General features: G+C 37.9%; 16 protein-coding genes and 2 pseudogenes. 2 read left to right on the top strand and 16 right to left on the bottom strand.

Annotated elements, in window-relative coordinates; translation table 11 throughout:
• Positions 1 to 427: 427 nt before the first annotated feature.
• Positions 428 to 1,587 (bottom strand): IS3 family transposase gene (locus FTV18_RS10415; protein ID WP_154320140.1). Its coding sequence is split into 2 segments (ribosomal slippage): positions 428 to 1,353 and positions 1,353 to 1,587, totalling 1,161 coding nucleotides; the frame shifts between segments, so codons are not numbered across the junction.
• A gap of 23 nt (positions 1,588 to 1,610) precedes the next feature.
• Positions 1,611 to 2,039 carry a hypothetical protein gene (locus FTV18_RS10410; protein WP_373682995.1) on the bottom strand — a complete coding sequence of 143 codons (429 nt, stop codon included), beginning with the start codon at positions 2,037 to 2,039 and terminating at the stop codon, positions 1,611 to 1,613.
• Between the two features lie 49 nt (positions 2,040 to 2,088).
• Between FTV18_RS10410 and FTV18_RS10405 the strand changes: the two are divergent.
• Positions 2,089 to 2,397: pseudogene (locus FTV18_RS10405) on the top strand (transposase); the annotation flags it as partial.
• A 49-nt stretch (positions 2,398 to 2,446) separates the two neighbouring features.
• Here the strand turns inward: FTV18_RS10405 and FTV18_RS10400 are convergent.
• From FTV18_RS10400 to FTV18_RS10360, 9 genes are all read right to left on the bottom strand, one after another.
• Positions 2,447 to 2,971 (bottom strand): hypothetical protein, encoded by a 525-nt coding sequence (locus FTV18_RS10400; protein ID WP_154320138.1) that lies wholly within the window; start codon positions 2,969 to 2,971, stop codon positions 2,447 to 2,449.
• Positions 2,972 to 3,465: 494 nt separating this feature from the next.
• On the bottom strand, positions 3,466 to 6,705 hold the full coding sequence (locus FTV18_RS10395) for a type I restriction endonuclease subunit R (RefSeq protein ID WP_218944576.1): 3,240 nt from the start codon (positions 6,703 to 6,705) through the stop codon (positions 3,466 to 3,468).
• An 84-nt stretch (positions 6,706 to 6,789) separates the two neighbouring features.
• Positions 6,790 to 7,254 carry a hypothetical protein gene (locus FTV18_RS10390; RefSeq protein ID WP_257218586.1) on the bottom strand — a complete coding sequence of 155 codons (465 nt, stop codon included), beginning with the start codon at positions 7,252 to 7,254 and terminating at the stop codon, positions 6,790 to 6,792.
• A 40-nt stretch (positions 7,255 to 7,294) separates the two neighbouring features.
• The gene (locus tag FTV18_RS10385; protein WP_167846516.1) at positions 7,295 to 7,828 is read right to left on the bottom strand and encodes a DUF2939 domain-containing protein; all 534 of its coding nucleotides are present in this window, start codon (positions 7,826 to 7,828) and stop codon (positions 7,295 to 7,297) included.
• A gap of 55 nt (positions 7,829 to 7,883) precedes the next feature.
• Positions 7,884 to 8,999 carry a restriction endonuclease subunit S gene (locus tag FTV18_RS10380; RefSeq protein WP_104915058.1) on the bottom strand — a complete coding sequence of 372 codons (1,116 nt, stop codon included), beginning with the start codon at positions 8,997 to 8,999 and terminating at the stop codon, positions 7,884 to 7,886.
• Positions 8,996 to 10,543, bottom strand: coding sequence for a class I SAM-dependent DNA methyltransferase (locus tag FTV18_RS10375; RefSeq protein WP_154320136.1), 1,548 nt, complete (start codon positions 10,541 to 10,543; stop codon positions 8,996 to 8,998). Before FTV18_RS10375 ends, FTV18_RS10380 begins: the two co-directional genes overlap by 4 nt.
• A 227-nt stretch (positions 10,544 to 10,770) precedes the next feature.
• The gene (locus tag FTV18_RS10370; protein WP_070153138.1) at positions 10,771 to 11,049 is read right to left on the bottom strand and encodes a hypothetical protein; all 279 of its coding nucleotides are present in this window, start codon (positions 11,047 to 11,049) and stop codon (positions 10,771 to 10,773) included.
• 105 nt (positions 11,050 to 11,154) lie between these two features.
• Positions 11,155 to 12,066, bottom strand: a complete 912-nt coding sequence (locus FTV18_RS10365) for a ParB/RepB/Spo0J family partition protein (RefSeq protein ID WP_070153141.1) — start codon at positions 12,064 to 12,066, stop codon at positions 11,155 to 11,157.
• Positions 12,067 to 12,079: 13 nt separating this feature from the next.
• Complete coding sequence (locus tag FTV18_RS10360; protein ID WP_094069344.1) at positions 12,080 to 12,853, bottom strand: ParA family protein; 774 nt, start codon at positions 12,851 to 12,853, stop codon at positions 12,080 to 12,082.
• 856 nt (positions 12,854 to 13,709) lie between these two features.
• On the opposite strand from FTV18_RS10360, the gene FTV18_RS10355 reads away from it, so the two are divergent.
• Positions 13,710 to 14,882, top strand: a complete 1,173-nt coding sequence (locus FTV18_RS10355) for a replication initiation protein (RefSeq protein WP_094069347.1) — start codon at positions 13,710 to 13,712, stop codon at positions 14,880 to 14,882.
• A 485-nt stretch (positions 14,883 to 15,367) separates the two neighbouring features.
• On the opposite strand, the pseudogene FTV18_RS10350 reads toward FTV18_RS10355, so the two are convergent.
• From FTV18_RS10350 to FTV18_RS10330, 5 genes and pseudogenes are all read right to left on the bottom strand, one after another.
• Positions 15,368 to 16,479 (bottom strand): annotated as a pseudogene (locus FTV18_RS10350) (IS66 family transposase); the annotation flags it as partial.
• A gap of 61 nt (positions 16,480 to 16,540) precedes the next feature.
• Positions 16,541 to 16,858, bottom strand: a complete 318-nt coding sequence (tnpA, locus tag FTV18_RS10345; protein ID WP_257229519.1) for an IS200/IS605 family transposase — start codon at positions 16,856 to 16,858, stop codon at positions 16,541 to 16,543.
• Positions 16,859 to 17,187: 329 nt separating this feature from the next.
• On the bottom strand, positions 17,188 to 20,376 hold the full coding sequence (locus FTV18_RS10340) for a tyrosine-type recombinase/integrase (RefSeq protein ID WP_154320135.1): 3,189 nt from the start codon (positions 20,374 to 20,376) through the stop codon (positions 17,188 to 17,190).
• The gene (locus FTV18_RS10335; RefSeq protein WP_070153152.1) at positions 20,360 to 22,630 is read right to left on the bottom strand and encodes a hypothetical protein; all 2,271 of its coding nucleotides are present in this window, start codon (positions 22,628 to 22,630) and stop codon (positions 20,360 to 20,362) included. Before FTV18_RS10335 ends, FTV18_RS10340 begins: the two co-directional genes overlap by 17 nt.
• Complete coding sequence (locus FTV18_RS10330; protein WP_094069346.1) at positions 22,617 to 23,321, bottom strand: hypothetical protein; 705 nt, start codon at positions 23,319 to 23,321, stop codon at positions 22,617 to 22,619. The genes FTV18_RS10335 and FTV18_RS10330 overlap by 14 nt, the downstream gene beginning before the upstream one ends.
• Between the last annotated feature and the right edge of the window lie 279 nt (positions 23,322 to 23,600).

Raw genomic sequence — 23,600 nt, 5'->3', positions numbered from 1 at the left:
GCCGAGTCGTAAAGCTCAGAAAGCTAGCAATGAACAAAGAAATTTAAATCCTGTTCTTGACTCTTGCAGTTAAAAACAGGACATTTTAAATGGTTTATCGCATAGACATTTTAATTGGTGAATAACACACAAAAATCAAAAATGGGAGCCTTAAGCTCGCATTTTTATTGTATTTTTTTGAAAATTTCGTATAACGCCCATTATGTTAAATAGAATAGAATTTGAACGATAAAAAATTAACAGTCATACATTATCATTAACAAATAATAGGGGACATTTTTTATGGGTGATAAATTGAAAGAAATACCAGCACTTACTGGGTGTTTTATTGCGGGTACTCTAGTGCGTGTACAGAGGGATCTAAATTTACCACGGAGAATTTGGAAAAAAATCGAAGATATACAGGTAGGTGATCTAGTTTTTGATCCTAGACAGTATCGTGGACAACAAATCCCTCTAAATTCTTGAAATATTTCTGTTCAAAGGCTTCTGGGCTTAAACAGCCGTTTGCAGAATGTCTTCTGATTCGATTGTAATAAATCTCAATATAGTCAAACAAGACAGCATTCGCTTCTTTTCGAGTGGCAAATACACTGCCATGGACCACATGAACTTTCAATGTATGAAAGAAGCTTTCGGTCACTGCATTATCCCAGCAGTTTCCCCTGCGTGACATACTTTGAACGCAGTTATTCGTCAATAATAGCGCCCTAAAATCACGACTACAGTACTGTGAGCCTTGGTCCGAATGTACCATGACACCCATTGGATACCCCTGACGAGCCATTGCATAATGAAACGCATCACATACCAATTGACGGTCTATTCGATAGCTGGTTTGCCAACCGACAATACGACGGCTGAATAGATCCAGCATCACACATAAATACAGCCAACCTTGCTTAGTACGGATATAGGTAATATCTGTTGTCCAGATCTTATTGGGTTCATTGACCGTAAATTGACGATCTAACAAGTTAGGTGCTGTAGGCAAACGATGGTTTGAATCAGTCGTATGCTTGTATTTACGTGCAATCCTGCTACGTAAACCAAGCTTTTTAAGCATTCTTCCAACGGTTCGTTCGCTCATGCTGTAACCTAAATCATGCATGTCATGTACCAATGAAGGTGCACCCAATCGTGCATGATGCTGCCAATATACGGCTTTTAAATCATTATATTTCTGCGCTAGATTGGTCTGGCGCTTTCGCCAGGCATAATAGCCTGAAGTGCTGACACCCAGGCATTTACAGACAGAAGATACAGTGACTTCATTCACATCCAGATCTTGAATTACCGTGTACTTTTCTTGGCATGATCTGTCAGAAAGTACACATGCGCTTTTTTTAAGATGTCATTGACTTCCCTAAGCTGTTTGACTTCTTTCTCTAATTCCAATATCCGCTGTTGTTCTGGTGAAAGTTGACGTTTGCTTGAACCCACTGGATTGGCTTCACGAATCCATTTGTCTAAAGTTGAATAACCCACACCTAATTTCTGGGCGATTGCAGCTGTAGGCTCGTGTGAGTTTGAAAGTGCATAATCAATTGCTTGCTGTTTAAATTTGGGATTAAAACGTTTGGCCATTTCTTGGATCTCCAAAGTTAACGTTACGTTATCTTTAGAGGGAAGTACTGTCCATTATTTTGGCTAGGATCAACATGATGAAATAGCTCTCTTAAAATCAAAGGTTCAGCTTGATCAAATGCAATATCCCTAGTCTGAACGATCTGCTTCAAGAATTTATTCACATTGTTGTCGATATGAGTGACTGTGATCTCCTGCCAGATACTAGGCACAATCAGGGCTAAAGGACGTATTTTATAAAAATGAGAGGCAATATTAATCCCATACGGATCAAGATCACCATAAAATGCCAACAAGCAGTTATCCGATACTTGTTCTAATAATTTAACTACTGTTTTAATGTTGGCCCCATGCCCACGATAGACAAACAGGCTCGACTGCCACTCAAGAGGCAACTGCATATACCAATCAAATACCCTATTCATCATGGCACCATTTTCAATAATAATGATGCGCTGTATCGATTGTATGTCATCCCTGGATGAATTTGGTCAAAAGTGAGACGATAAATATCCTCAAATCAGTAAATCATGGCTTGCCAACTGGTCGAATCTCAACACGTTCTTTGCCTATCCAATGGACATTCGCAAGGCGATTTATACCACCAATGCAATTGAATCCTTGAACAGTGTCATTCGCCATGCCACCAAGAAAAGAAAAATCTTCCCAACCGATGAATCTGTGAAAAAAGTGGTATATTTAGCGATTATGGCAGCAAGCAAAAAATGGACGATGCCCATTCAGAATTGGAAAGCTGCCATGAATCGTTTTAGTATCATGTTTGATGAACGTGTAACCAAGTATTTTTAAAACCACATTTACACAGAATTATTTACACCCTCATTAAATAGTGTAATTATCAGTAGATACCAAATTTACAATCTTCAATGGCTTGCATTTTTTTAGTAGTTGACTCAGCCAACGTTTTACGTTGCTCTTGAATTGCAGGGTCACGAGTAAAAATAGGTAGTTCTTTAACTTTAGTCCGATATTCTGTTTCAATTTCATGACACACTTTAATATTTTCTATTGTTTTATTGACAAAATTTTCATCTACTTTTTTGTACTGATTTTTAGAAATACGTAATGTTTGACCATCATCAGATAAATGTAAGGGCATAGCAGCTAAACCATTATTAACCGCTAAAGTATCATCTTTTTTTTCCAATACGAGAGAACTTCCCTCTTTACCATTCACCACATTACTACGAGCAACCACATTTTCTTTAAGAATATAACTATCTTTACCCTCTTTAAAAATTTGCATAATGCGCTTTCCTTGCACATTTTCTAATTGCCAGTAGCCAACCATTTTGTCATGTTTATTACCACAAGCTGATAAAAAAACCGTCGACATTGATAATAAGATTACTAACTTTTTCATAAGTAAACCTCTGAAAATAATAAAGATTCTTCTAAGCACAACTTTTTATAACTATCACTAGTCGTTTTTAGGTTAAACTGAAATATATCAAAAAATAAATAAAATACATACATTTATTTTTAATTGAATTATTTCAAGTGGAAACTACACCCCAAATTTGCTAAATAGGTTTTCCAGCGTTTCAGTTATACAATGTTTTATGAGATCTGGACTAAATTCAACAGCATCATGAAAAGTTAGAACAACAAAATATCCGAAACTATTCCCAAAAGATGTCAAACAGGAAGCCCATTTGAAACTTTACTTAATGGAAAACGAATTTGGGCTGATAAGAATTTAGCCCAAATTTAACCTGACAGGCACAATAAAAAACGGGGAACTGTCAGATCAGTTTTGAGCTAGTATAAGTGAAGGGTTGTCCTTGTTAGCAGCAGTGTAAAAATGCCCCCTTGGTTATGGTTAATATAGCGGTCTTTTTGAACACTATCTGTACCCTATTCTTTTGAACTGGAAAGCTCTTCAGCCAACTGCTCAGCCTGTTCCAATACAGTTTCTGTAGCCAATAAAGCCATATCAGGTGGATAGCCATACTTCTTCAGCAATCTCTTCACGATGACTCTTAACTTTGCTCTAGCAGCTTCCTTGATCGTCCAATCCAAAGTCACATTCTTACGAATAGAATCAGTGAGTACGACTGCAAGTTCTCTCAATATGTCTTTCTGCATCAATTCTCGAGCACTGTCATTGTCTGCTACTGCTGAGTAGAACGCATATTCGTATTCAGTCAGGTTGAGTTCTTCAGCCAGTTTGTCTGACTCCTGAATTGTCTTAGCTAACTTGATCAGTTCATCAATGACTTCTGCTGCAGTAAGTACCTTGTTCTGATAACCCTTAATTGCTGAACTCAACATATCCATGAGCTTCTTACCTTGGGTGACACTGCGTTGCTCTCGTACCTTAATCTCATCACCAAGTAACTTCTTAAGTGTTTCAAGCGCAATGTTCTTATGCTTATAGTCTTTCATCTCCTGCATAAACTCATCAGAGAGAATCGAGATATCTGGTTTCTGAATCCCTGCAGCATCGAAGATATCTACCACTTGCTCTGTGACTAGAGCTTGGTCAATGGTTTGCTTTACCTTGGCTTCAAGCTCAGCATTACTTAAGCCAGAAATCTTGCCTGTACCATCACTAAACTTAGCAAGACGTGCTTTGACTGCTTGGAAGAATGCCACCACTGGTGCAGCTTCCATAGCATGTGGATGAGGTACAGCTAATGCGAATGCCTGTGACATCGCTGTGACTGCTGTCAGGAAGCGAGTCTTCCCTTCTCCTTGATCTACACCAAGGATATGCTCTTCCGCTTCTAAAATGATGTTGAGCTTACGAGAAGTATCTGCAGTGAAGTACTCTTGGTAGTTGAAGCCATGCAAAATGCCATCAAGCACTTCTAGCTTTTCTTGCAGGATCGTTGCAGCTTCATCCTGCACCAATGCAGGATCACCTTTACCACCTGCTTCTGAGTAAAACGATAAGGCTTCTTTCAAGTCAGATGCGATACCAAGATAGTCCACAACCAAGCCACCAGCCTTGTCTTTGTAGACACGGTTGACTCGTGCAATCGCTTGCATGAGGTTGTGACCTTTCATTGGTTTGTCGATGTAAAGGGTGTGCATACTTGGGGCATCGAAACCAGTCAGCCACATATCACGAACAATAACGAGTTTGAGCTTATCATCATTGTCTTTCATACGATCTGCTAAGCGTTGGCGCTGTTGCTTGGTAGTGTGATGTTTAGCAATCACCTCACCATCTGAAGCTGAGGCAGTCATCACAACTTTGATTACACCATCATTCAGATCATCACTGTGCCACTCTGGTTTGATCTTTACAATCTCGTTGTAAAGGTCTACAGCGATCCTGCGAGACATGCTGACGATCATGCCTTTGCCTTGGTTTGCATTGGCTTTAAGACGCTGCTCAAAGTGTTCTACGATGTCCTTTGCAATGGCTTTGATACGTTCTTTACTGCCGATCAAACCTTCGACTCTTGCCCACTTCGCACGTTCTTTTTGAGTTTGGTTTAAGTCATCTTCAGTAAACTGGTCATCAAAGTCTTCAATCAGCTCTTTGCCTTCCTCACTGATGGCAATCTTAGCTAGGCGGCTTTCATAGAAGATACGAACAGTTGCACCATCCTCCACTGCTTGCGAGATGTCATAGATATCTACATAGTTCCCGAAGACTGCAGGTGTGTTTACATCCGTCTTCTCAATTGGTGTTCCTGTGAAACCAAGGTAAGTAGCATTAGGAAGTGCATCACGCATGTACTTGGCAAAACCATAGACAGTACGTTTACCGACAACCTTGCCATCTTCATCTTTGACATCGACTTCCTTGGCATTAAAGCCATACTGAGAACGATGTGCTTCATCTGCAATCACGACAATGTTGGTTCGGTCTGACAGTTGCTCGTAGACGCTAGTGCCATCATCCGGTTGGAACTTTTGGATGGTGGTGAAGATCACGCCACCTGAACCCACCTTGAGTAACTCTTTGAGTTCTTCTCGGCTGTCTGCTTGTCGTGGTGTTTGTCTAAGGAGTTGGCTTGATGCAGCGAATGTACCAAAGAGCTGATCATCTAGATCATTACGATCTGTGATCACAACGACTGTTGGATTATCCAAAGCCAAGACAATCTTGCCTGTGTAGAAAACCATAGACAAAGACTTACCTGAGCCTTGGGTATGCCATACCACACCGGCTTTCTTGTCACCGACTGCTTGTTGCTGTACCAATTCGAGCTTACTTCTACCTTGATGTTGCATGGCAACTTCTGCTGATTTCGAGTCCGAGTTCACTGCAGACGCACGAATAGTCGAGAGGACTGCTGCATTCACTGCATAGTACTGATGATATGCAGCCATCTTCTTGATGGTCTTAATGGTGATTAAGCCATTGGTATCCTCGTGCTTCGTTGATTCATAGACAATGAAGTGTCGAATCATGTCGAGTAGTGTGACTGGATTCAGTAAACCATGAATCAGGACTTCTAGCTGTGCTTGTGTCTTCTTGGCTTTGGTTTGACCATTGTTTGTCTTCCACGCCATGTAGCGACTGTAGTCTGCTGAGACAGTACCTGCTTTCGCCTCTAAACCATCAGAGATGACGTTGAAAGCATTGTAGGTAAACAAGCTAGGGATTTGGCTTTGATAGGTCTGTATTTGCTTGTATGCGCCTTCTACAGTGGCATTCTCGTCTGTTGCATTCTTGAGTTCAATGACCACCAAGGGTAAGCCATTCACATACAAGATAATGTCTGGTCGTCTTGTCCAGCGATCTTCTTTGATGGTTACTTGATTGACGACAAGGAATTCGTTATTGGTTGGATTCTCAAAGTCAATCAACCAAGCATACTCACCTTGAGTGTTACCCTCTTTGCTCACCTCAATGTTAATGCCCTCAGTGAGCAGTCGGTGGAATGCTTGGTTATTACTGAGTAGATCAGGGGATTGAATATTGGTGACTTGCTTTAGTGCTTCAGTACATTTGTCTTGGCTTAAATGAGGATTTAAGCGTTGTAATGCATCAAGCACTTTGTCTTCCAAGATGACCTGCTTATAGCTTCGTAGAGGGTTAGTGCCCTTCGATTCAATCTCAGGTCCATACACATAGGTATAGCCCAATCCCTCTAGTTGCTCTATCGCCATCAGCTCAATGTCTGATTCGGTCATCTTAGTCACTTGATTATTTCCCCCTAAACTTATCCATATAACCTGGACTCATTAATTTTTTATATGATGTAAAGCTAAGAAACCTTATTCATCGTCCTGCACGTTATAGCCATACTTCTGCACAGCATTCTCAATAGCGCCCTCAAACTTATGGCAAACATATAGATAGAGTTCAGCATCTACCATCAGTACTCCAGGAACACCTAAACCATCATTGAGTGGAATCAGAGTCTTTTGTGAACCAATCTGAACTGTTGGTCGTTGGTATGAGCAATTCACAGTGACTTTATGTGGCGATCTATTCCAGTCAATTTTCTTGGCTTCCCACTCACGACTACCGCCCAGCAAGGTGACTTGAATCTTGGATTCAGTCGCTGTCTTATTCAGTTGTTTGTAAGAGACAAACTTGGCGACTGAACAAGGAGAGTGATAACAGGTTTCTATGACTTTACCTTTTTGTATGCCGCTATGATTGAATTTAGCCGGTGCTGCTTGAACGGTTGCAGCAAAGCTAACTACAGCAATCAAGCCAAATCCCATTTGAATCATGCGCTTTATCATTCTGTTTTTCCTCTTTGTTCTCTTTTACTTAATCCATCGGCACAGCGATCTTATTCACTTTCCAACTCAAACCATCACGAACCATTTTGACAGTGACGGCTTTGGAATCATTTGGATGTTGGATCACAACCTCAAAGTCACTGAATGAGGTATAGCGAGTTTTGTACTCTGCTTGATCTTCTTCTTTGGTTTCTGTTGTTGATGCTCCCTGTGATGAATGTGCTGCATCTTTAAGGTCTTTGCCTTGCATCATCATGGTCATCCCTTCAGGTGTGACAAAACCATCAATCATCTTGTCTACCATGGTAGATGCAAGCATGGCACCTAGTGCTGCGAAACCATCATCTTTATGGGTTGCCATCTCTTTCATCATCATGGCATTCATTTGATCTTTGAAGCTCTGACGCACACTTGGATAGTCGATGTACTTGGACACCTTTTCGCTATCACCTACTTGTGCAGCATTCTTGATGTTATTGATGGCAATGTATGGCGAAGCATACAAGTAGCCACAGATCACTACGACTAAGGCAATGATTGCCCCTATAATTTTTTTATTCAATTCAGCCCCCTGAATGTAAAAAAGGTGAAGCCATCAAATGACTTCACCTCAAATGTTATGCAACTTCTTCTGTTTGGTATTGGACTCTGACTTCGCCGCTCATCAGCTTAGGAAGCAAGGTATCTCGTAGTTGTTCAAGTGTTTGGATTTGCTTCTTGTTAGATGAAACCTTTTGCATCGAAGGAGTAATCAACAGCGAATACTCTTCAAGGTAGTCTAAACTTGGAGTCTTAAAAGAGATATTTAACATATCTTCTGGCTTAACCCTTTGATGACTGCCACTGGTTCCCGAAGCACTCATTGCTAATTCATCAATAACATCTCTTGAATTGAATAAGCTATACAAGAACATTAAATGAGATCCTACTTTAGGCTTCAAATTCTGAAACTCTGTTGAACATACATAATTATCTTTGACATCAGTTAATAACCATATACGAGGCACTCTTGGATTCAGCTTTGAGACTAAAATTGAGTTCTCACATACTCTGTACTTATTACTCAGAATTTCCGCACCCAATTCAATAGTAGGCTTTTCTCCTGAATCAAAAGCAGGCAAACTAAAATGATAGTATGTCTTAAGAGGATCTTTTGATGGGTTCACATTGTCTTTGATATGAGTAGCTATATCACTTACTAGTAAATCATCCCAATCCTCTTTCGCTTCCTCAATAAACCATTGACGAAACAGTGTTTCAGCCATGGCTTCCAAAGTCTTGTTCTGACAGTGCAGTAAGTCGATCTTGTCATCTAATGATGAAAGGATTGAGGCTATGGCTTTTTGTTCAGGGAGAGACGGAAAGCATATCTCTTCTTGATGAACATCATTACGGTTAACTCCAGGCACCGCACTTTTGTCACTAAATTTTTCCCAATCCAATGTTTGCAAAAAGTAGTAGATGAACTTTTTGTCATTCCCCTTAAAGTCGTTTACATAAAGAGATGTGTTTAATGGCCAAAATGGTACATCACTGAAAAAAACTGAACCAATGGTTCCATATCGGCCCGTCACAACACCTGATTCATTTACTTTGGCTTCATTATGAAAATCAGCAAAACCTGAAGAAGCAATGATGGGAACACTACCAGAAACACGAGATTGCTTTGGTAAGTCATAACCACGTTTTAGGGTAAAGAAGCTATCTAATCGCCCAACCTGCCACTCACTCATACAACCACCTTTGCTAAGTTCTCAGCAATGGCTTGGTTTAGCTTGGCTTCCTCAGCAAGCTGTGCTTCAAACTCTGCCTTTAAGCTTGTAAAGCGTACCTTGAAGTCGAACTCATCTTCATCATCAGCTAAACCAACATAACGACCTGGCGTCAGTACATAATCAAGCTCAGCGACTTTCTCAAGTGGTACAGATGCACAGAAGCCTGCAACATCCTCATACTCACCACCCTTGTTACGCCAATTGTGGTAAGTGTCTGTGATGAGCTTAATATCTTCATCAGACAAGACTTTGGTTCTGCGGTTAATCAGATGACCTAGGTTACGAGCATCAATGAACAGAATCTCATTGCTACGATCTTGGTATTGGCTTGAGTTAACACGGTCACGACGCATAAACCATAAAGCAGCAGGAATCTGTGTGTTCAGGAACAGCTTGGCAGGTAGGTTCACAATACAGTCGATGACATTGGCTTCTGAAACCAAGGCTTTACGAATCTCACCTTCACCACTGGTCTTAGAGGTTAATGCACCTTTAGCAAGCACAACGCCTGCCTGACCTTTAGGACTCATGTGATACAAGAAGTGTTGCATCCATGCGAAGTTCGCATTGCCTGCAGGTGGTGTACCTAGAGACCAACGAGCATCACCCACTAACTGCTCACCGCTCCAATCAGAGACGTTGAATGGTGGATTAGCAATGATGTAATCCGCTTTCAGGTCTTTGTGTGCATCATTCAGGAATGAACCCTCAGAGTTCCATTTCACATGCTCTGAGTTAATGCCACGAATGGCTAAGTTCATCTTGGCCAAACGCCAAGTTGTCTGGTTACTTTCTTGACCATAGATGGAGATGTCGTCCACTAAACCCTGATGCGATTCTACGAATTTCTCAGACTGTACGAACATACCACCTGAACCACAGCAAGGATCGAATACACGTCCTTTGTATGGCTCTAGCATTTCAACCAATAAGCTCACGATGGATTTAGGCGTGTAGAACTGCCCACCTTGCTTACCTTCAGCTAAAGCGAACTCACCTAGGAAGTACTCGAATACGTGTCCTAAAACGTCGGCAGAGCGATCTTTTGCATCACCTAGGGCAATGTTACCAATGAGGTCTATCAGCTCACCTAGGCTCGTAGGATCGAGATTTTGACGTGCATAGACTTTAGGTAGTACACCTTTGAGCTGAGGGTTCTCATTCTCAATGGCTTCCATTGCATCGTCTACAATCTTACCAATGGTGACTTGCTTTGCTTGGTTTAACAGGTATGACCAACGTGCGATCTCAGGAACGAAGAAGACGTTGTATGCAGTGTATTCATCACGATCTTCAGGATCAGCTCCTGCAAACTCTCCCTCACCTTCAACCAATAGGTTGTAGTGAGCTTCAAATGAGTCAGAGATGTACTTGAGGAAGATCAAACCAAGGACTACATGCTTGTACTCAGCAGCATCAATGTTCTTACGAAGTTTGTCTGCAGCTTTCCAAAGAATGACCTCAATGGGTTCTTGTTTGGTTTGCTTTGGAGTACGTGCCATGGAATTGTCCTGCAATGAATAGGTTATCTAGTTTTAGTTAAACCAATAGTACCCAATAATACGCTCGTGTGTAAGTATTGATACGTCATTTCTTGTCGTACAATTTAAGTATTAAAAAAGTGTAGCAAGTTGCTACACTTTTCAGACTAATCACAAACCCCACTTTAGCGATCGTTAAAGTGGGGGTATTTTCTAAACTTCTATCGCTTATTCATAGTGATTTATTTTTAAGCGTATTGATGGCTAAAAAATACAATAAAAATTAACTTCGATAAGTGCAAGGCGATTTTCTTCAAGTTTTGTGCTGTAACTGACAGTAAACATTGCTGCGTTACTTGCATAACAGAGACCCTGTAATTATTTTGCAACGGCAAAATTCGTTCAACAGTCTCCTTATCGGGACAATATAGATGCGCGACACGTTCATGAATGATATTGAGATCAATCGCTTTGTCTATTTTACGTATAAGATAATTTTTAGGAATAAACTCTTCTAGCGTAACCATATCAATTTCAGTTTGGGTGGTATAATTTTTCGCATGTGATAATTATAAAAAATTCTCACGTAAGTGTGAGAGTTTTATGAGCAAACTGAAAAGTGTAGCAAGTTGCTACACTTTTTCACTTTTCTGAATAAGCTGTTTTAAAAAATCTTCTAGTTGTAAAAGACTAGCTTCATCAATTTCTGAAATTTTAAGAGAGATATTGAGCTGTTTTTGATTCAGTTTGATATTTCCAGCAACCTTACCATCATATTCGATTTTTCTTACCACTGATGTCGTGGTTACTTTTTCTGGATCTTGACTCAATAGTTTTTCAGCATAAGAAGTAACTTTGCTTTGCTCCAGTTTTTTTTCTTTTAATTTCTCCCAAGCACCGAGTAAAGCTGTTTCCGCCTCCGAAAGTTGCTCTATATGATCCGATAAAAATTTCTTGAACGCTGTTGCAGCAGTACGACCGACTAGACCTGGCTCCAAATCCAGGTCATTCAACATTGCTTTAGGCAGCTTTTCATACGATAGATATTTGTACATATCTTCGCGATTTAAACCCAATGAATTAGCTAAACGTTGCTTGTTCTTCTTCAACTTTTCATCAAGTGAGTTCAAACCAATAAAAATTTCATAATCTGTCAGATCTTGACGCTTTAAATTTTCAGCTAGGGTTAACAAAGATGCTTCTTCATCATTAGCATCAATGATAATGGCTTCAATCACCGACTTGCCGAGTAATTGATGCGCCCGTAAGCGTCGCTCGCCTGCAATCAGTTCATATTTCAGATTATCAAGTTTACGCACTGTAATGGGCTGCAAAAGGCCGATTTCATTAATAGAATCCGCCAGTTCTTTTAATTGAGAATCTTCAAATACTTTACGCGGTTGGTTGGGACTGCGACTGATATCCTCAATAGGAACATTACGTCTAAATTCTTTTAGCTCTTTAATATTGTCTTTCTGTGCTTGCTGATGTTTTTCTGTATTTTGTTTCAATTTTTGAGCTAAAAGCTCTTTAGTGCTTGCCATAATACTCTCAGGTTTAAACTTTCGCTACAATTTCATAAGCAAGGCTTTCAAAAGCCTTACGTACTTTTGAATTTTTTTCTACTTTCAAAAGTGGCTGTTGCAGAATTGCTGCTTGATTAACTTTAGTACTTTGAGGAATGGTAGTTTGTAAAATTTTTCCAACCTGTTTTAAAGCTTCATCCCGAATCAATTTACAAACATTCTGACGTTCATCATGTTTAATCAGTAAAGCGCCTAAAAGCTCTAAATCTGGATTAATACGTTTTATCTTTTCAAGATGGTTTAAAAGATCTGTTACCCCATACAGTCCATATTGTGATCCAGATTCGATAGGGATAATGACATGTGTTGATGATGCTAAGGCATTACTGGTTAATAGTTTAAGACTAGGTGGGCAATCAATTAATATGAAGTCGTAAAGATCTTTTAACAGTTCTAGCTTGATGCTTAATTCTTCTGAAGGACGAGGAGCTTCTTCTTTAAGCTGGTCTTCAGTTTTTCCTAAATTTAATGAGCCATAAATTAATGATACTTTTTCAAAGTTTGTTTCTTCTTGTAATGCATCAGCTAATAATGAAATATCACCAACGAGTAATTCTGCTGAAGTAACAACAATTTCGCTTGGATGTTGGATCCCAATGTGTAAACTTGCGTTTGCTTGAGGATCTAAATCAATGACTAAAACTTTATTGCCAAGATTTGCAAGTTCAGAGGCTAGATGTACAACGGTCGTTGTTTTGCCACATCCACCTTTGTGGTTAGCAACCGTAATAATTTTTGCAGACATACGTGTCAGATGCTTCCGTATTTGAATGTTTAACAATATAAATAACTTTCACTCATCATACTATAGTTTTTAAATTTATAAATCTTATTTATTTAGGTGTAAAACAACTTAAAAAACTAATTTTTAAATAAGCTAGCTTAATTAATAATTAGTATAATTATTTATTTAGCTAATTAATAATTAAGACTGTTTTTTTGCTATATAAAACAAATGCTTATAAGTTTAAAAGTGGAGGGCTTGTCACCGTAAAGTGGAAGGTTTGTCACTCAAAGGTGGAAGGTCTGTCACTCAAAGGTGGAAGGTCTGTCACTCAAAGGTGGAAGGTCTGTCACCGTAAAGTGGAAAGTTTGTCACAAGAGTGGAAGGTTTGTCACTACTATTTTTAAAAAGGTTATATTTTTTAAAAAACTCTTGCAAAAATAAATACTTAATTTGTTGATAAAGTTGGCTAAACAATCTTTAAGGGTGGAAGGTTTGTCACTATGTGTTAGCACCCTGTGGATAAATTTTTTTTATTGGATATTTCCTGATGATTATCTATTCATTTATACCTTTCAAATCTAATGAAAGGTGGAAGCCTTGTCACATCTAGGTTTCTATCTGACATAGCATACCTAAATTTGGAAGAAATAAGTGAAAATGGGTATTTTGAACTGTTAGTTTAGAGCTAAAGGTGGAAGGTCTGTCACTATATGGTGGAAATAATATATTTCATTCCACTTTAAGGACAATAAATCGTCAAAAATGCATATTTCTGATGACAAGCCTTCCACTCTTAGATTCTTGTGGTGAAAGTCTTGAAAGTTTTTCCACTTTTGTATATAAAAATAGAATTAAATATATAAATATCACGGTTATGACAGAATCAGAATCATTGCAAGAAGAATTGAATCATATTCCTTACTGTATAGGCAATATTCGTCATAATGGCGTTGTTAGCACTAGTAACCGCTTAATTCGCCCAATTGAGTTATCAGCCAATGAATATAAGGCGCTCCTATATGCAATGGCTGTTGCAAATTATAGTGAGAAAAATAGGGTAAATGGTGAAATCACAGAACAAACCTATATTTATCTGTATAAGGATGATTTGGCAGATTTACTAGGATTGAATAAACGCAATTCGATTAATGTTGCAATAGACCGGATTTATAAAGAACTTTCATCTAGGGTGGCTCATTTTATTATTGAGGAACCTACTGATGATGGTAAGAGAAAGACTAAAAAAGTACATTCTGTCGTTCCTATTATCCGTGAGTTAAGATGGGAAGATGATTCTAAAAATGCCATTCAGATTCGTTTTACCAGTGAGGTGTTACCGTATTTCACGCAGTTGGCTGGGGGGAATTTCACCACCTATCAATTGAAACATCTGTTTGCCTTGGATTCTGTTGCTAGTATGAGTCTTTATACGTATTTCATTAAAAATGAATTCAAGTACGCAAGCCAAAAGAGTTATGAAGTCCCAATGCTTTTAGAAAACTTGAAAGCTCTGATTGATATTAATGAAACTAAATATGATCGCTGGGTAGATTTTAGACGCTATGTATTAGATAAAATAGTTGCAGAAATTAACGAAAATACAGATCTACAACTAGAGTATGAAACCATAAAAAAAGGGCGCCCAATTGTGGGGGTGAATTTTAAACTGCATCAGCGTATTACTGATAAAACACTAAATGAAACTGCTGTAATTGAAAAAATTTATCTTGATGTTCCATTTGAAGAGAATGCATTAGTAAAAGAATTGGGGGCAAAATTCGATACGAATGTACGTTCCTGGTACATTTTTAATAATGATGAAAAGTATTCGCAGTTCAAGAAGTGGTTTAAAAAAATTGGTTGTCTCACTGACTCTCAAGCAAATATTGTTATTAATGACACTTTATTCCAAATGGATTTTGCTGAAGTTGGTATGAGCTTGAATGACTTTAAACGTAATATGAAGCATAAACTAAAAAATAATCCGGAATTTGTACAAAGTATTCGTGATAGGCTGAATGATATTTTTGGTAAAGAGCTTGTCTAAGGAAAAGTGTAGCAACTTGCTACACATTTTTTAATGTATCACTGAAGAATTCAAGTACTAAGAAAATTGGATACAAAATATCTGTGTGTATAGCTGAATGAAAAATAGTTAAAAGAATAGATATTATTTTTAGATTTTACACTTTTGTTGTTCCTCATATATTTTTGCAGAAAAAAGTTTTTCAGTGCTCAAAAAATGGTGTGGTTAAGATAGGGAGATCAACCAAGTTTTAAGTATATAGAGTAATTTAGATAAAAAATTACTAAATATTTTTATAGCCTTTGTATAAAGCAGCGGATCATGAAAACTATTAAAATAGCCTAAGCTTATTAGCTTTGTTGTAAAAATTTACTCTGAGATGCTTCTTAAGCTAGATATTTGATGCTGTTGCGTCTAGCCACAAATGATAAGCTAAAGACCGTTTTAGCTAAAGATGATGACGATCAACTTGGCGATACCATTGATTTGTAAGTATCCTCTAAACTCTATGCCAATCTTTTAATTTGGATCACTTTGTATGTCGGCAACTTTTGCAGTACACCATTTAAATAGGCATACAGATCTAGACCATTCAACTTTGCTGACTGGATCAATGTCATGATGTTAGCAACTCGCTGACCACTGCGCAGTGATCCAACATACAACCAGTTCTTACGACTTAAAGCCCAAGGGTGCATTTGGTTCTCCACCAAATCATTGTAAATAGATAGATTACCATCATCTGAATAGCGGCTTAAGGCTTGCCAGCGCTTTAGAGTGTAATTGATTGCCTTAGCGGTGGTAGAACTTGATGGCACCATCAGATGATGTTGGTTGAGCAATTCATATAGTTGTTGCATCACTGGTTGACTATGCCGTTGCCGGTATTCGCAGCGTTGTTGCGCTGTACCGTCGGTCTTGTGCCTTAACTCTGCTTCTATCGCATACAATTTCTGAATCAGCACCAGTGCCTGTTCAGCAATCTGACTTTTCCCAGTGATATGCAGTTCATGGAATTTACGACATGCATGTGCCATGCAACCTACTTCAATGATCTGACCTGATTTGAAATGTGCTTTATAACCACTGTAATCATCACAGACCAGATGTCCCTGCCAGCCATTCAGGAATTCTTCTGCATGCAGACCTGAACGGTTTCTTGAAAGTCATAGATCACCCCCTTGCTGCAGCACCACCTGTTTTAAGGCATTGACCAGAGGTTCAAGTGTCTACACCACAGCGACCAATCCAATCTGACAGGGTGGATCTAGATAGATCTACACCTGCGCGCAGAAAGATCTGTCGCTGACGATACAGCGGTAAGTGATCAGCATATTTGGATACCAGCACATGGCTAAGTAACTCAAGTGTCGCAATACATTTATCGATCACATAGGCAGGCATCGTTTGCTGAGTCAGGGTGTCACATTGATCACAAACCCATTTACCACGCACATGCTGTTCTTTATAGAACTGCGCTGGTCTGAAATTCAATTTTTCACTGATATTCGCCGATACGACGCAGTGTGCACCCACAGATGTATTGCGTTGATGCAGATTCATGCTCAATACGTACGGTTGCTAAATGATCTGGGAGTAGTCGACGTTTATGTTTATTTATCCAATGAGCCGTAAAACACCCTCATTTATGGAGGTGATATAAGGCTCGATTTTTAATTCTAATGAGGTGATTGTTGTTGCTCGATGTATTGTTTAATAATTTCTAATGGCGCACCACCGCAACTTGAAGCAAAGTAACTTGGCGACCATAAAGAATCACCCCAAAGTTTGTTTTTAATTTCAGGAAAGTCTTTTCTAAGGTGGCGACTAGATAGACCTTTTAAGCTATTCACTAAATTTGAAATAGCAACTTTTGGTGGGTAATTAATTAATAAATGAACATGATCATCCTCCCCATTAAATTCAATCAATACAGCATCAAAATCCAAAGCCCGATATTGGCAATAGTCACCAACATAATATACATTAAATTGTATAAATTGCTGTGTATATAAGTACAATGAAATAAACAACTTACGTTTTCAAATATTTTTTATTGGAATTAATTTTTATTAAGATCGTTTAATTGTGGTCACATAAGTTTTTAAAAATTTACCAAATTATCACCAACATAATTTTGTGATGATTAATTAGGTAAACCGAATGGTAAAAAATCAGGTTGATGGAATTATATATGGCCAGCCTAGGCTTTTATCAGCATTAATTAACTGTATAACCCCCAAAAAAAATTAAAACAGACACTCACCATTAAAACTTAGGTGTAGCACGAGAGTTAAGCAGTATCCGTTACGATGATTTATTGAAGTCATTTTATTTCTAACTGCAATTGAGCAGGCCTACCAATGCAAGCCAGATGTAAACAAAATTTAAAAGCCGGTAGTGCTTTGCCTTGTTTTAAGGAATATAGCTGTAAGCGTGCATTATTTTCTTTTGTTGTTGGGTAACCTTCTAGTTTCTGATTTGCCTTGGCAAGTTTGAGTAGATTCGGCGTAATTTCTTTGTTTAAAAAATTAACCATATCTATTCCAAGTAAATGCCACATGTTGGCAGGAAACAGATCTTTGGCCGCATAGTAGAATTTTTCCAGATTCTGAATATTTTTCCGCGTTGAATGTAAACCTGTATGTGAAGCAGTTACGTGATTAATAAAGAATTCTAAGACATACCTAATATTTTCAGGTGACTTTTGATAGCAGGCTTGTAGATAGTTAAAAAAATGTGTGACCAATAAAAGGTCCTCATTAGTATCAATCATTGACGGTTTGATGTATTGCAGTTCGGTTATATGAAAAAGTCTTGGATTGTTTTTTCTAGATTTAAGTTGTTTGAGTTGGATTGCATTGTCATACCAATACTTGATGAGCTCATGAGATAGGCAAAGTTCTTGTGCTACGCGCTCCGTATCATATTTGTATAACTCTAATAAGCAGAGTGCCTTATAAAATAGATCAAGATCGATTTTAGATTCTGGAGTCGCGACAAAATAGTCAAAAATACAATGTTCTTGCGTTTGATTTACCTCTAATTCTGCATGTAGTGTGTGAGCATTGCTCGCTATCCATTTTTCTTGATTGTTTAGAAGGAGTTTACAGAGCGTTGTAGCATGCATTTCAAAATTGAATTCAGACTGATCATTGAGCGATTTTAGAAAATGTAACTCTTGTGTTGAATTGCTTATCCCCAGCATTTTCTTAACCAAACCATTGCTTAGTAATGGGCGATATTTGGAAAATTGATAACCTGCAATAAAGTAAGCTACATGAATATAACTTTTAAAGGTCTCGATGGGTTCGAGATGCCCCAAAAGATGTGCGATGATAATCCAATGATTTTGATCAATTGAATTACGTAATAACTCAGCCCTGAGCTGATTATATTCAACTTCCGTATAGTCTGTGAGGCTATCAGACAAAAAATGATAATCACATTTAAAAATTAATGCTAAATGATTTGCTGCAGAATGTCTAAATGAATGAAATGTATAGTGATGTTGCTTGAATAACTGATCCATAAAATTTTTAAAGGGTGCAGTCAGCATGTGCTGGCTGAGTTTCTTATTCTCATTGAACTGACTGAATAAATAATCATTCGGTTTTTTTGTTAACCGCTGTTTGACAACATATTGATGAAATTGTTGATACTCAGATGCTTTGAGTAAGCAATACACGGGCACGCTACGTTGCGCGCTGTCAGTCTTTAATCTGTGTTCATTGCCTATTTTTTCTGACCCATATGGCTTGACCAATAATGATATTCTGTTTAATCCTTCAGTATCTTTGATACGTAAACCAATCATTTCATTAATTCGCATCCCAGTTCTGTAAGCAAGCGTATAAATAAGACTAAGATTTTCATAGTCATGTTGAGAGATGATATTTTGTAGATGTGCTTGTTGAAGTTTTTTGATTAACAGTTGAAATGTGACTGGGCTGATAATACGTGTGCGTGGTCTGGTTTGTTGATCCAGCGTCTCTAAAGTGAATGCTGGGGCATCGAATAGTTGTTCTTGAAATTGATGAAAACGTTTGAGTGTTTTTACAATTTGAGCAGCCGATTTTTTAACAGTATCTTCGAGCAGACTTTCAGCAATACAGTTATTTTGATAAATCTGTGCATATATTTTTTGCAGGCGTGTTTCTTCATCGTCCTCAGAAAATTGATATTGTAAAGAATAGATTAGCCAAGGCTCACCAATTCGAGTGTAGTATGTGTAAATTGAGCTTTTGGCTAACTGGCTATTGTTGGAAATGATTTTAGCAAAAATTGTAGCGCAAAAATCAAATCTCTGAGCTAGCAGATCTATATCTTCTTGAGGTGGTTTAAAGAGACTAATTAACCACAGGGTGATTCGTTTACTGTATTCATTAAAGAGTTTTGCATTCTCCATACAATAATCGATCATGAGTTGATAGATTGGGGCATCTGTTTGGCGAAGACGAATAATTTTTAATAAGTCTTTATGAATTTTTAGTACATCTTTTAGTGCATCTTGCTCATGATGCAAATAAACAGTTTGTGGAGGTAAATTCTTAGACTGATGAATGACTTCAGTAGTGAGCTCATGCTTATATTTAAATTTTGGTTGCACAAAACGCTCAAACTCTTGTTCGGGTAAACCACAACTGAGTAAATTCCCGATGAGGCATTCAGAGAGCGCCGGATCTATATCTACGTTGGGAAGCTGTAACCAGTTGTAGCGAGCATGCTGAAGTAAATGCGATAAGCTATTTTTTTTAAACTTTTTCTTTATTTTTCGAAAGATATACTCAAGATAGCCCTCTACGGGAAGATGAACATGTCGAATATCTCTCAGATTAAAATGTATTAGCCACAGACGTGTGACGGGGTCTGGAATAAAATTTCTAGATTTTCGAACAGTATATTCATCAATAAAAATATCGCCATAATGATTAGAATGGGATTCTAAAAAAAGAATATTAAGGTCTTTATAATGGCGTACTTTTACTGGATTTCTGAGGTGTTCAAGCAAGGCATTAAGTTCAGCTTTTTCATTTAAGCCACCAAATAGAATGGCAGACAATATAATATTGCCCACGATTTCCTCATTTGAGAATGAGTCACAGCTTTCAGCCAATTCCCAATAATTATAAAGCTGTTGTACGAGGTCATTTATTTCATGACCATCGGCATTCCAGCTCATGGTCACGATAGGCTTATCTCTTTTAATATCTAAAACAGCATGAGGCAGCTCTAAATCCAAGCGATGCTGAGCATTTAACTCTTTGATGTAATCTTCAAAAAAATCATATGCAAACTTGATCCACTTTTTACTCGTAGAGTTTTTCTTGATGTGGCTATAAACCTCGCCGTAATCACCTAGCAAATGTGGATTCTGATCAAACTGCTGTTCTGAAAAATATTTGCGGAGTGAAGCATGAACTTCATTTTGAATTTTTTGTTCATTTAATTGTCGAGTAAGTTCTCGTTTCTTTTCGGCAAACAGTTGATCTGCTTTTTTAAGCGATGAGGACATTTAAATTCACTCCAATAATTTCAAAATATTCCTGCATTTCATTTAAATGTGTTGCGAGCGCGCGATATTGGTTCAGAGACAAACTAGAAAATGGATGTGCGGCTTCCTGTTGGAAGGCTTCATGTCCAAAAAGTGCAAGTATTAAAGGCTCGGGGATTTGTTTGTTGGTGAGAAAGGCACGTGTTGTATGGCGGTGCCAGTTGGGATGTGCTAACCCAACTTCAGGATGAAAGTCACGCACATTGGAAGGTGTAAGCGGAGTGAGTGTGCCATTTTGTAAAAGATTTAACAGAGGCTGTTCATTATTAAATATGGCATCAATTTGGGCTGAGATTTCGCGGTTAATCGCCATGTAATGTTGTTGGATATGTTCGAGGAAACGAAGATATTTCTTTAATTCACCGATGAGAAATGCACAAAGTGGAATCAAGCGTCCAAAGCCACGTCTACCACCGACCTCTTTGTCAGACAGCATAATTGTCTGTTGCTGAAAACTTATATTATTCAAAAAACCTGGAAAGTCCCGAACAGGTCGTGCAGCGGTAAACAAAAGTAGGATATGCCACATCCAAATGCTATAAGCATTAAAACTTTCTACCCAGTCGTTATCTGAAGTCGTATAAATTTTGGTGTAAAGATAGAAAAGGATGTCCTTTATGACATTTTTACTTGGTGCTTTTTGGCTACCAAAGCAGATGGACTGATCACTATAGACAATATCACCGTAGTCATTTTCAGCGAGCTGTGTACATAGTTCAGATAAAACTTTGACATAATTTTTTTGTAATTTATTTACATTGTAATGGCAGTAAGAGCTTGAAGAAGAGTGACTTGCATCTACACCAGTGATGATGTCAGCAAGTTGCCTATTGCCTGTTTTTTGCAAAATAACATGATGCAGTAATGAGCTAGTTTTTGATAAGTTCAGCTGAGGAATTTTGACTTCATCTTTTATTATTCTAATTTTTTTCTTTAGCTCATCTTCAGTGATGATTGGTTCTGCTTTGATACGATCAATAAAGTGATTTGGGATAGGGATATCTAAATGAACGGTGTTATTGATCAGTGACTCCGGATATTCAAACGTTGCATCTTCAAAAATGCTGAATTTGGTTGAGAGATAGTATTGGTCACTTTGCAATTTAATGACTTGGCGATGATTTAATCTTTTTACACGCCTTTTTTGAAAATTTAACCAGTCTTTAAAGCCAACGCCTGTGATTAAGCAAAGTAATACAACGAGCACGCTTTTATCATTATGTTTTTTATCATCATGATACAGGTATGTAATTAGGTCAGAAATAGTATAAACACTTGGGAGTAAACAACTTGCAGTGAGCAAATGATCTTGTCGTTGCATATGTTTTGGAATTAACGAAAGTGCCATACGTTGGGCATTTTTAGAATGTCTGGCAAGTGGTGTAATCTGATCTGCTTGAACAATAACAGAGGGGTCTTCTTGCTCGTCAAGGGCTTGCTCATTAGCTAAACCTCTATTACTTTTTTTAGTCTCAATGATTTCGTTAATAGTTCCATCGGTATCCCATGTACGATATTGCAGTTTACTATCTACACTTGATTTGGCAATTTTTGGACGGCTTTTTAGTACATAATTGAATGCAATACGTAATTCATCACAGAAATTTTTCTGAAAATCATTTAGTTCTTGATCTGCTTCAGGTTGAAGAGCAGACTCTACAAATTGCTCTAATGATAGAAATAAAGCAGGGAATTTAAGAGTTAAGAATGCTTGATAATCTAATGCGTGAGCATCTTTTTTTTTTGCAAAAAAAGACTTGTTTGCAACGCGGAAACGCTGAAATAAGCGCTTAATCGTATTGAGATGCTCTGTATGTTGTTTTTCAAATAAATCTGGTTTGATCTGCGGCAATGCTAATAAATATAGTGCTGCTTTAAGGACGAGCACATTCCAGGTGAGTAGTTCCGTGTGCGCATGATAAATGCTGGCAATACTGTTGATGTAATACGTGATTGGGGAATCACCAATTTTAGATTTTCTAGACGCTTGGAGAGTAGCGGGAATGCGAGGTGGTGAACTTGTAGAAATATCAGATTCAATCTCACTGAGAACAAGCCCCTTAAGATAATCTGAGCAGTCATGGTAAACCAATAGATCTGCGATAAAGTTAATATGTGCATGAAGACACAAATCCTCTGCATTAAAAAGCTTTTTTAATAAGTCTGATAATAAAATTTTGGGTTGAGGAAGGGGCTTAGTTTCACTTTCGTGCATATGAACAATTCCAAAAATCTGTTGGATTTGGTGAAAAATCATTTTGATTTAAATAATGATCGACGACTTTTGATTGCTTGCTGACTTCGTCAAGTAGATGCTGGCGACGTGCATGGATTTTTCTGTTTCTATTGTGGAGTTGTGTATGGCTAAAATTGAGTAACTTACCAAGCCCCTCAAGACTGAGCGTTTTATGTGCTTTGAATGAATGTAAGCGATTAAAGTCGAGTAAAACTTCAGTCGAAATATATCGGTTGATCGCTTGCTGAAGATGCTGCGGATTTAAATTGTGTATATCAAAAGTATTTGCTTGCAAAAAACTTAAGAATTCAAAGCTTGCATAGTGTTTGAGTTGTTGTTGTAAGTTGGCATCAGGTGGGAACGTATATACATGTAATTCCTGAGGTGAAGGCGGAAGCTTCATGTGATGCAGGTACAAATCAAAATTATCAGCGATCCAGAAATTGGATATTCCTGCTATAGACCAAACATTGAGTTTGTTTGATGCTAAACGAAAATGAGAAGTTAATCGTAGAGCTCGAAAGGCCATGTGATAGCAGTGATGAATGCCAGCAAAATCTGGATGAGTGTTTAATGCGAGTTTAGAAAGATCTCGCTTGAAGATAATTTTGGGGTTATCAAAATTAAATGAACATTCAGAAGTTACTTGTTTACGCGTTCCACGGCACATATTTAGATTATTAAAATATAACTATGATACATTTCTACTATTTAACTGTTTACTTTTCAAGTAATCTAACGGTATTTATTGTGTAAGTGTAGAAAAGTAGACACAATTTATAGTTTTGGTGTGCATAATTTAATTTGGTTCTATTTTTATTAGTAATATTTTTAAGCTATTACCGAGGTTGGGATTGATTGATTGTATGGCTGTGATTCCTGCTACAAAGTAGTAAAAGTTAGATCATAAAAATACCCCAACCTTGGCAAGGTCACCGAGATTTATTCC

Origin of the sequence: Acinetobacter sp. YH12241, assembly GCF_013417535.1 — a bacterium.
Taxonomy (GTDB): domain Bacteria; phylum Pseudomonadota; class Gammaproteobacteria; order Pseudomonadales; family Moraxellaceae; genus Acinetobacter.
The sequence above is the reverse complement of the archived record's forward strand: the minus strand, read 5'-3'. Positions and strand labels throughout refer to the sequence as shown.

Excerpts from the sequence above, each read along its gene's own strand:
- FTV18_RS10400 (WP_154320138.1), bottom strand. The coding sequence starts at position 2,971 with ATGAAAAAGTTAGTAATCTTATTATCAATGTCGACGGTTTTTTTATCA.
- FTV18_RS10340 (WP_154320135.1), bottom strand. The coding sequence starts at position 20,376 with ATGTCCTCATCGCTTAAAAAAGCAGATCAACTGTTTGCCGAAAAGAAA.
- FTV18_RS10330 (WP_094069346.1), bottom strand. The coding sequence starts at position 23,321 with ATGTGCCGTGGAACGCGTAAACAAGTAACTTCTGAATGTTCATTTAAT.
- FTV18_RS10375 (WP_154320136.1), bottom strand. The coding sequence starts at position 10,543 with ATGGCACGTACTCCAAAGCAAACCAAACAAGAACCCATTGAGGTCATT.
- FTV18_RS10365 (WP_070153141.1), bottom strand. The coding sequence starts at position 12,066 with ATGGCAAGCACTAAAGAGCTTTTAGCTCAAAAATTGAAACAAAATACA.
- FTV18_RS10355 (WP_094069347.1), top strand. The coding sequence starts at position 13,710 with ATGACAGAATCAGAATCATTGCAAGAAGAATTGAATCATATTCCTTAC.
- FTV18_RS10380 (WP_104915058.1), bottom strand. The coding sequence starts at position 8,999 with ATGAGTGAGTGGCAGGTTGGGCGATTAGATAGCTTCTTTACCCTAAAA.
- FTV18_RS10335 (WP_070153152.1), bottom strand. The coding sequence starts at position 22,630 with ATGCACGAAAGTGAAACTAAGCCCCTTCCTCAACCCAAAATTTTATTA.
- FTV18_RS10360 (WP_094069344.1), bottom strand. The coding sequence starts at position 12,853 with ATGTCTGCAAAAATTATTACGGTTGCTAACCACAAAGGTGGATGTGGC.
- FTV18_RS10395 (WP_218944576.1), bottom strand. The coding sequence starts at position 6,705 with ATGACCGAATCAGACATTGAGCTGATGGCGATAGAGCAACTAGAGGGA.
- FTV18_RS10390 (WP_257218586.1), bottom strand. The coding sequence starts at position 7,254 with ATGATTCAAATGGGATTTGGCTTGATTGCTGTAGTTAGCTTTGCTGCA.
- FTV18_RS10370 (WP_070153138.1), bottom strand. The coding sequence starts at position 11,049 with ATGGTTACGCTAGAAGAGTTTATTCCTAAAAATTATCTTATACGTAAA.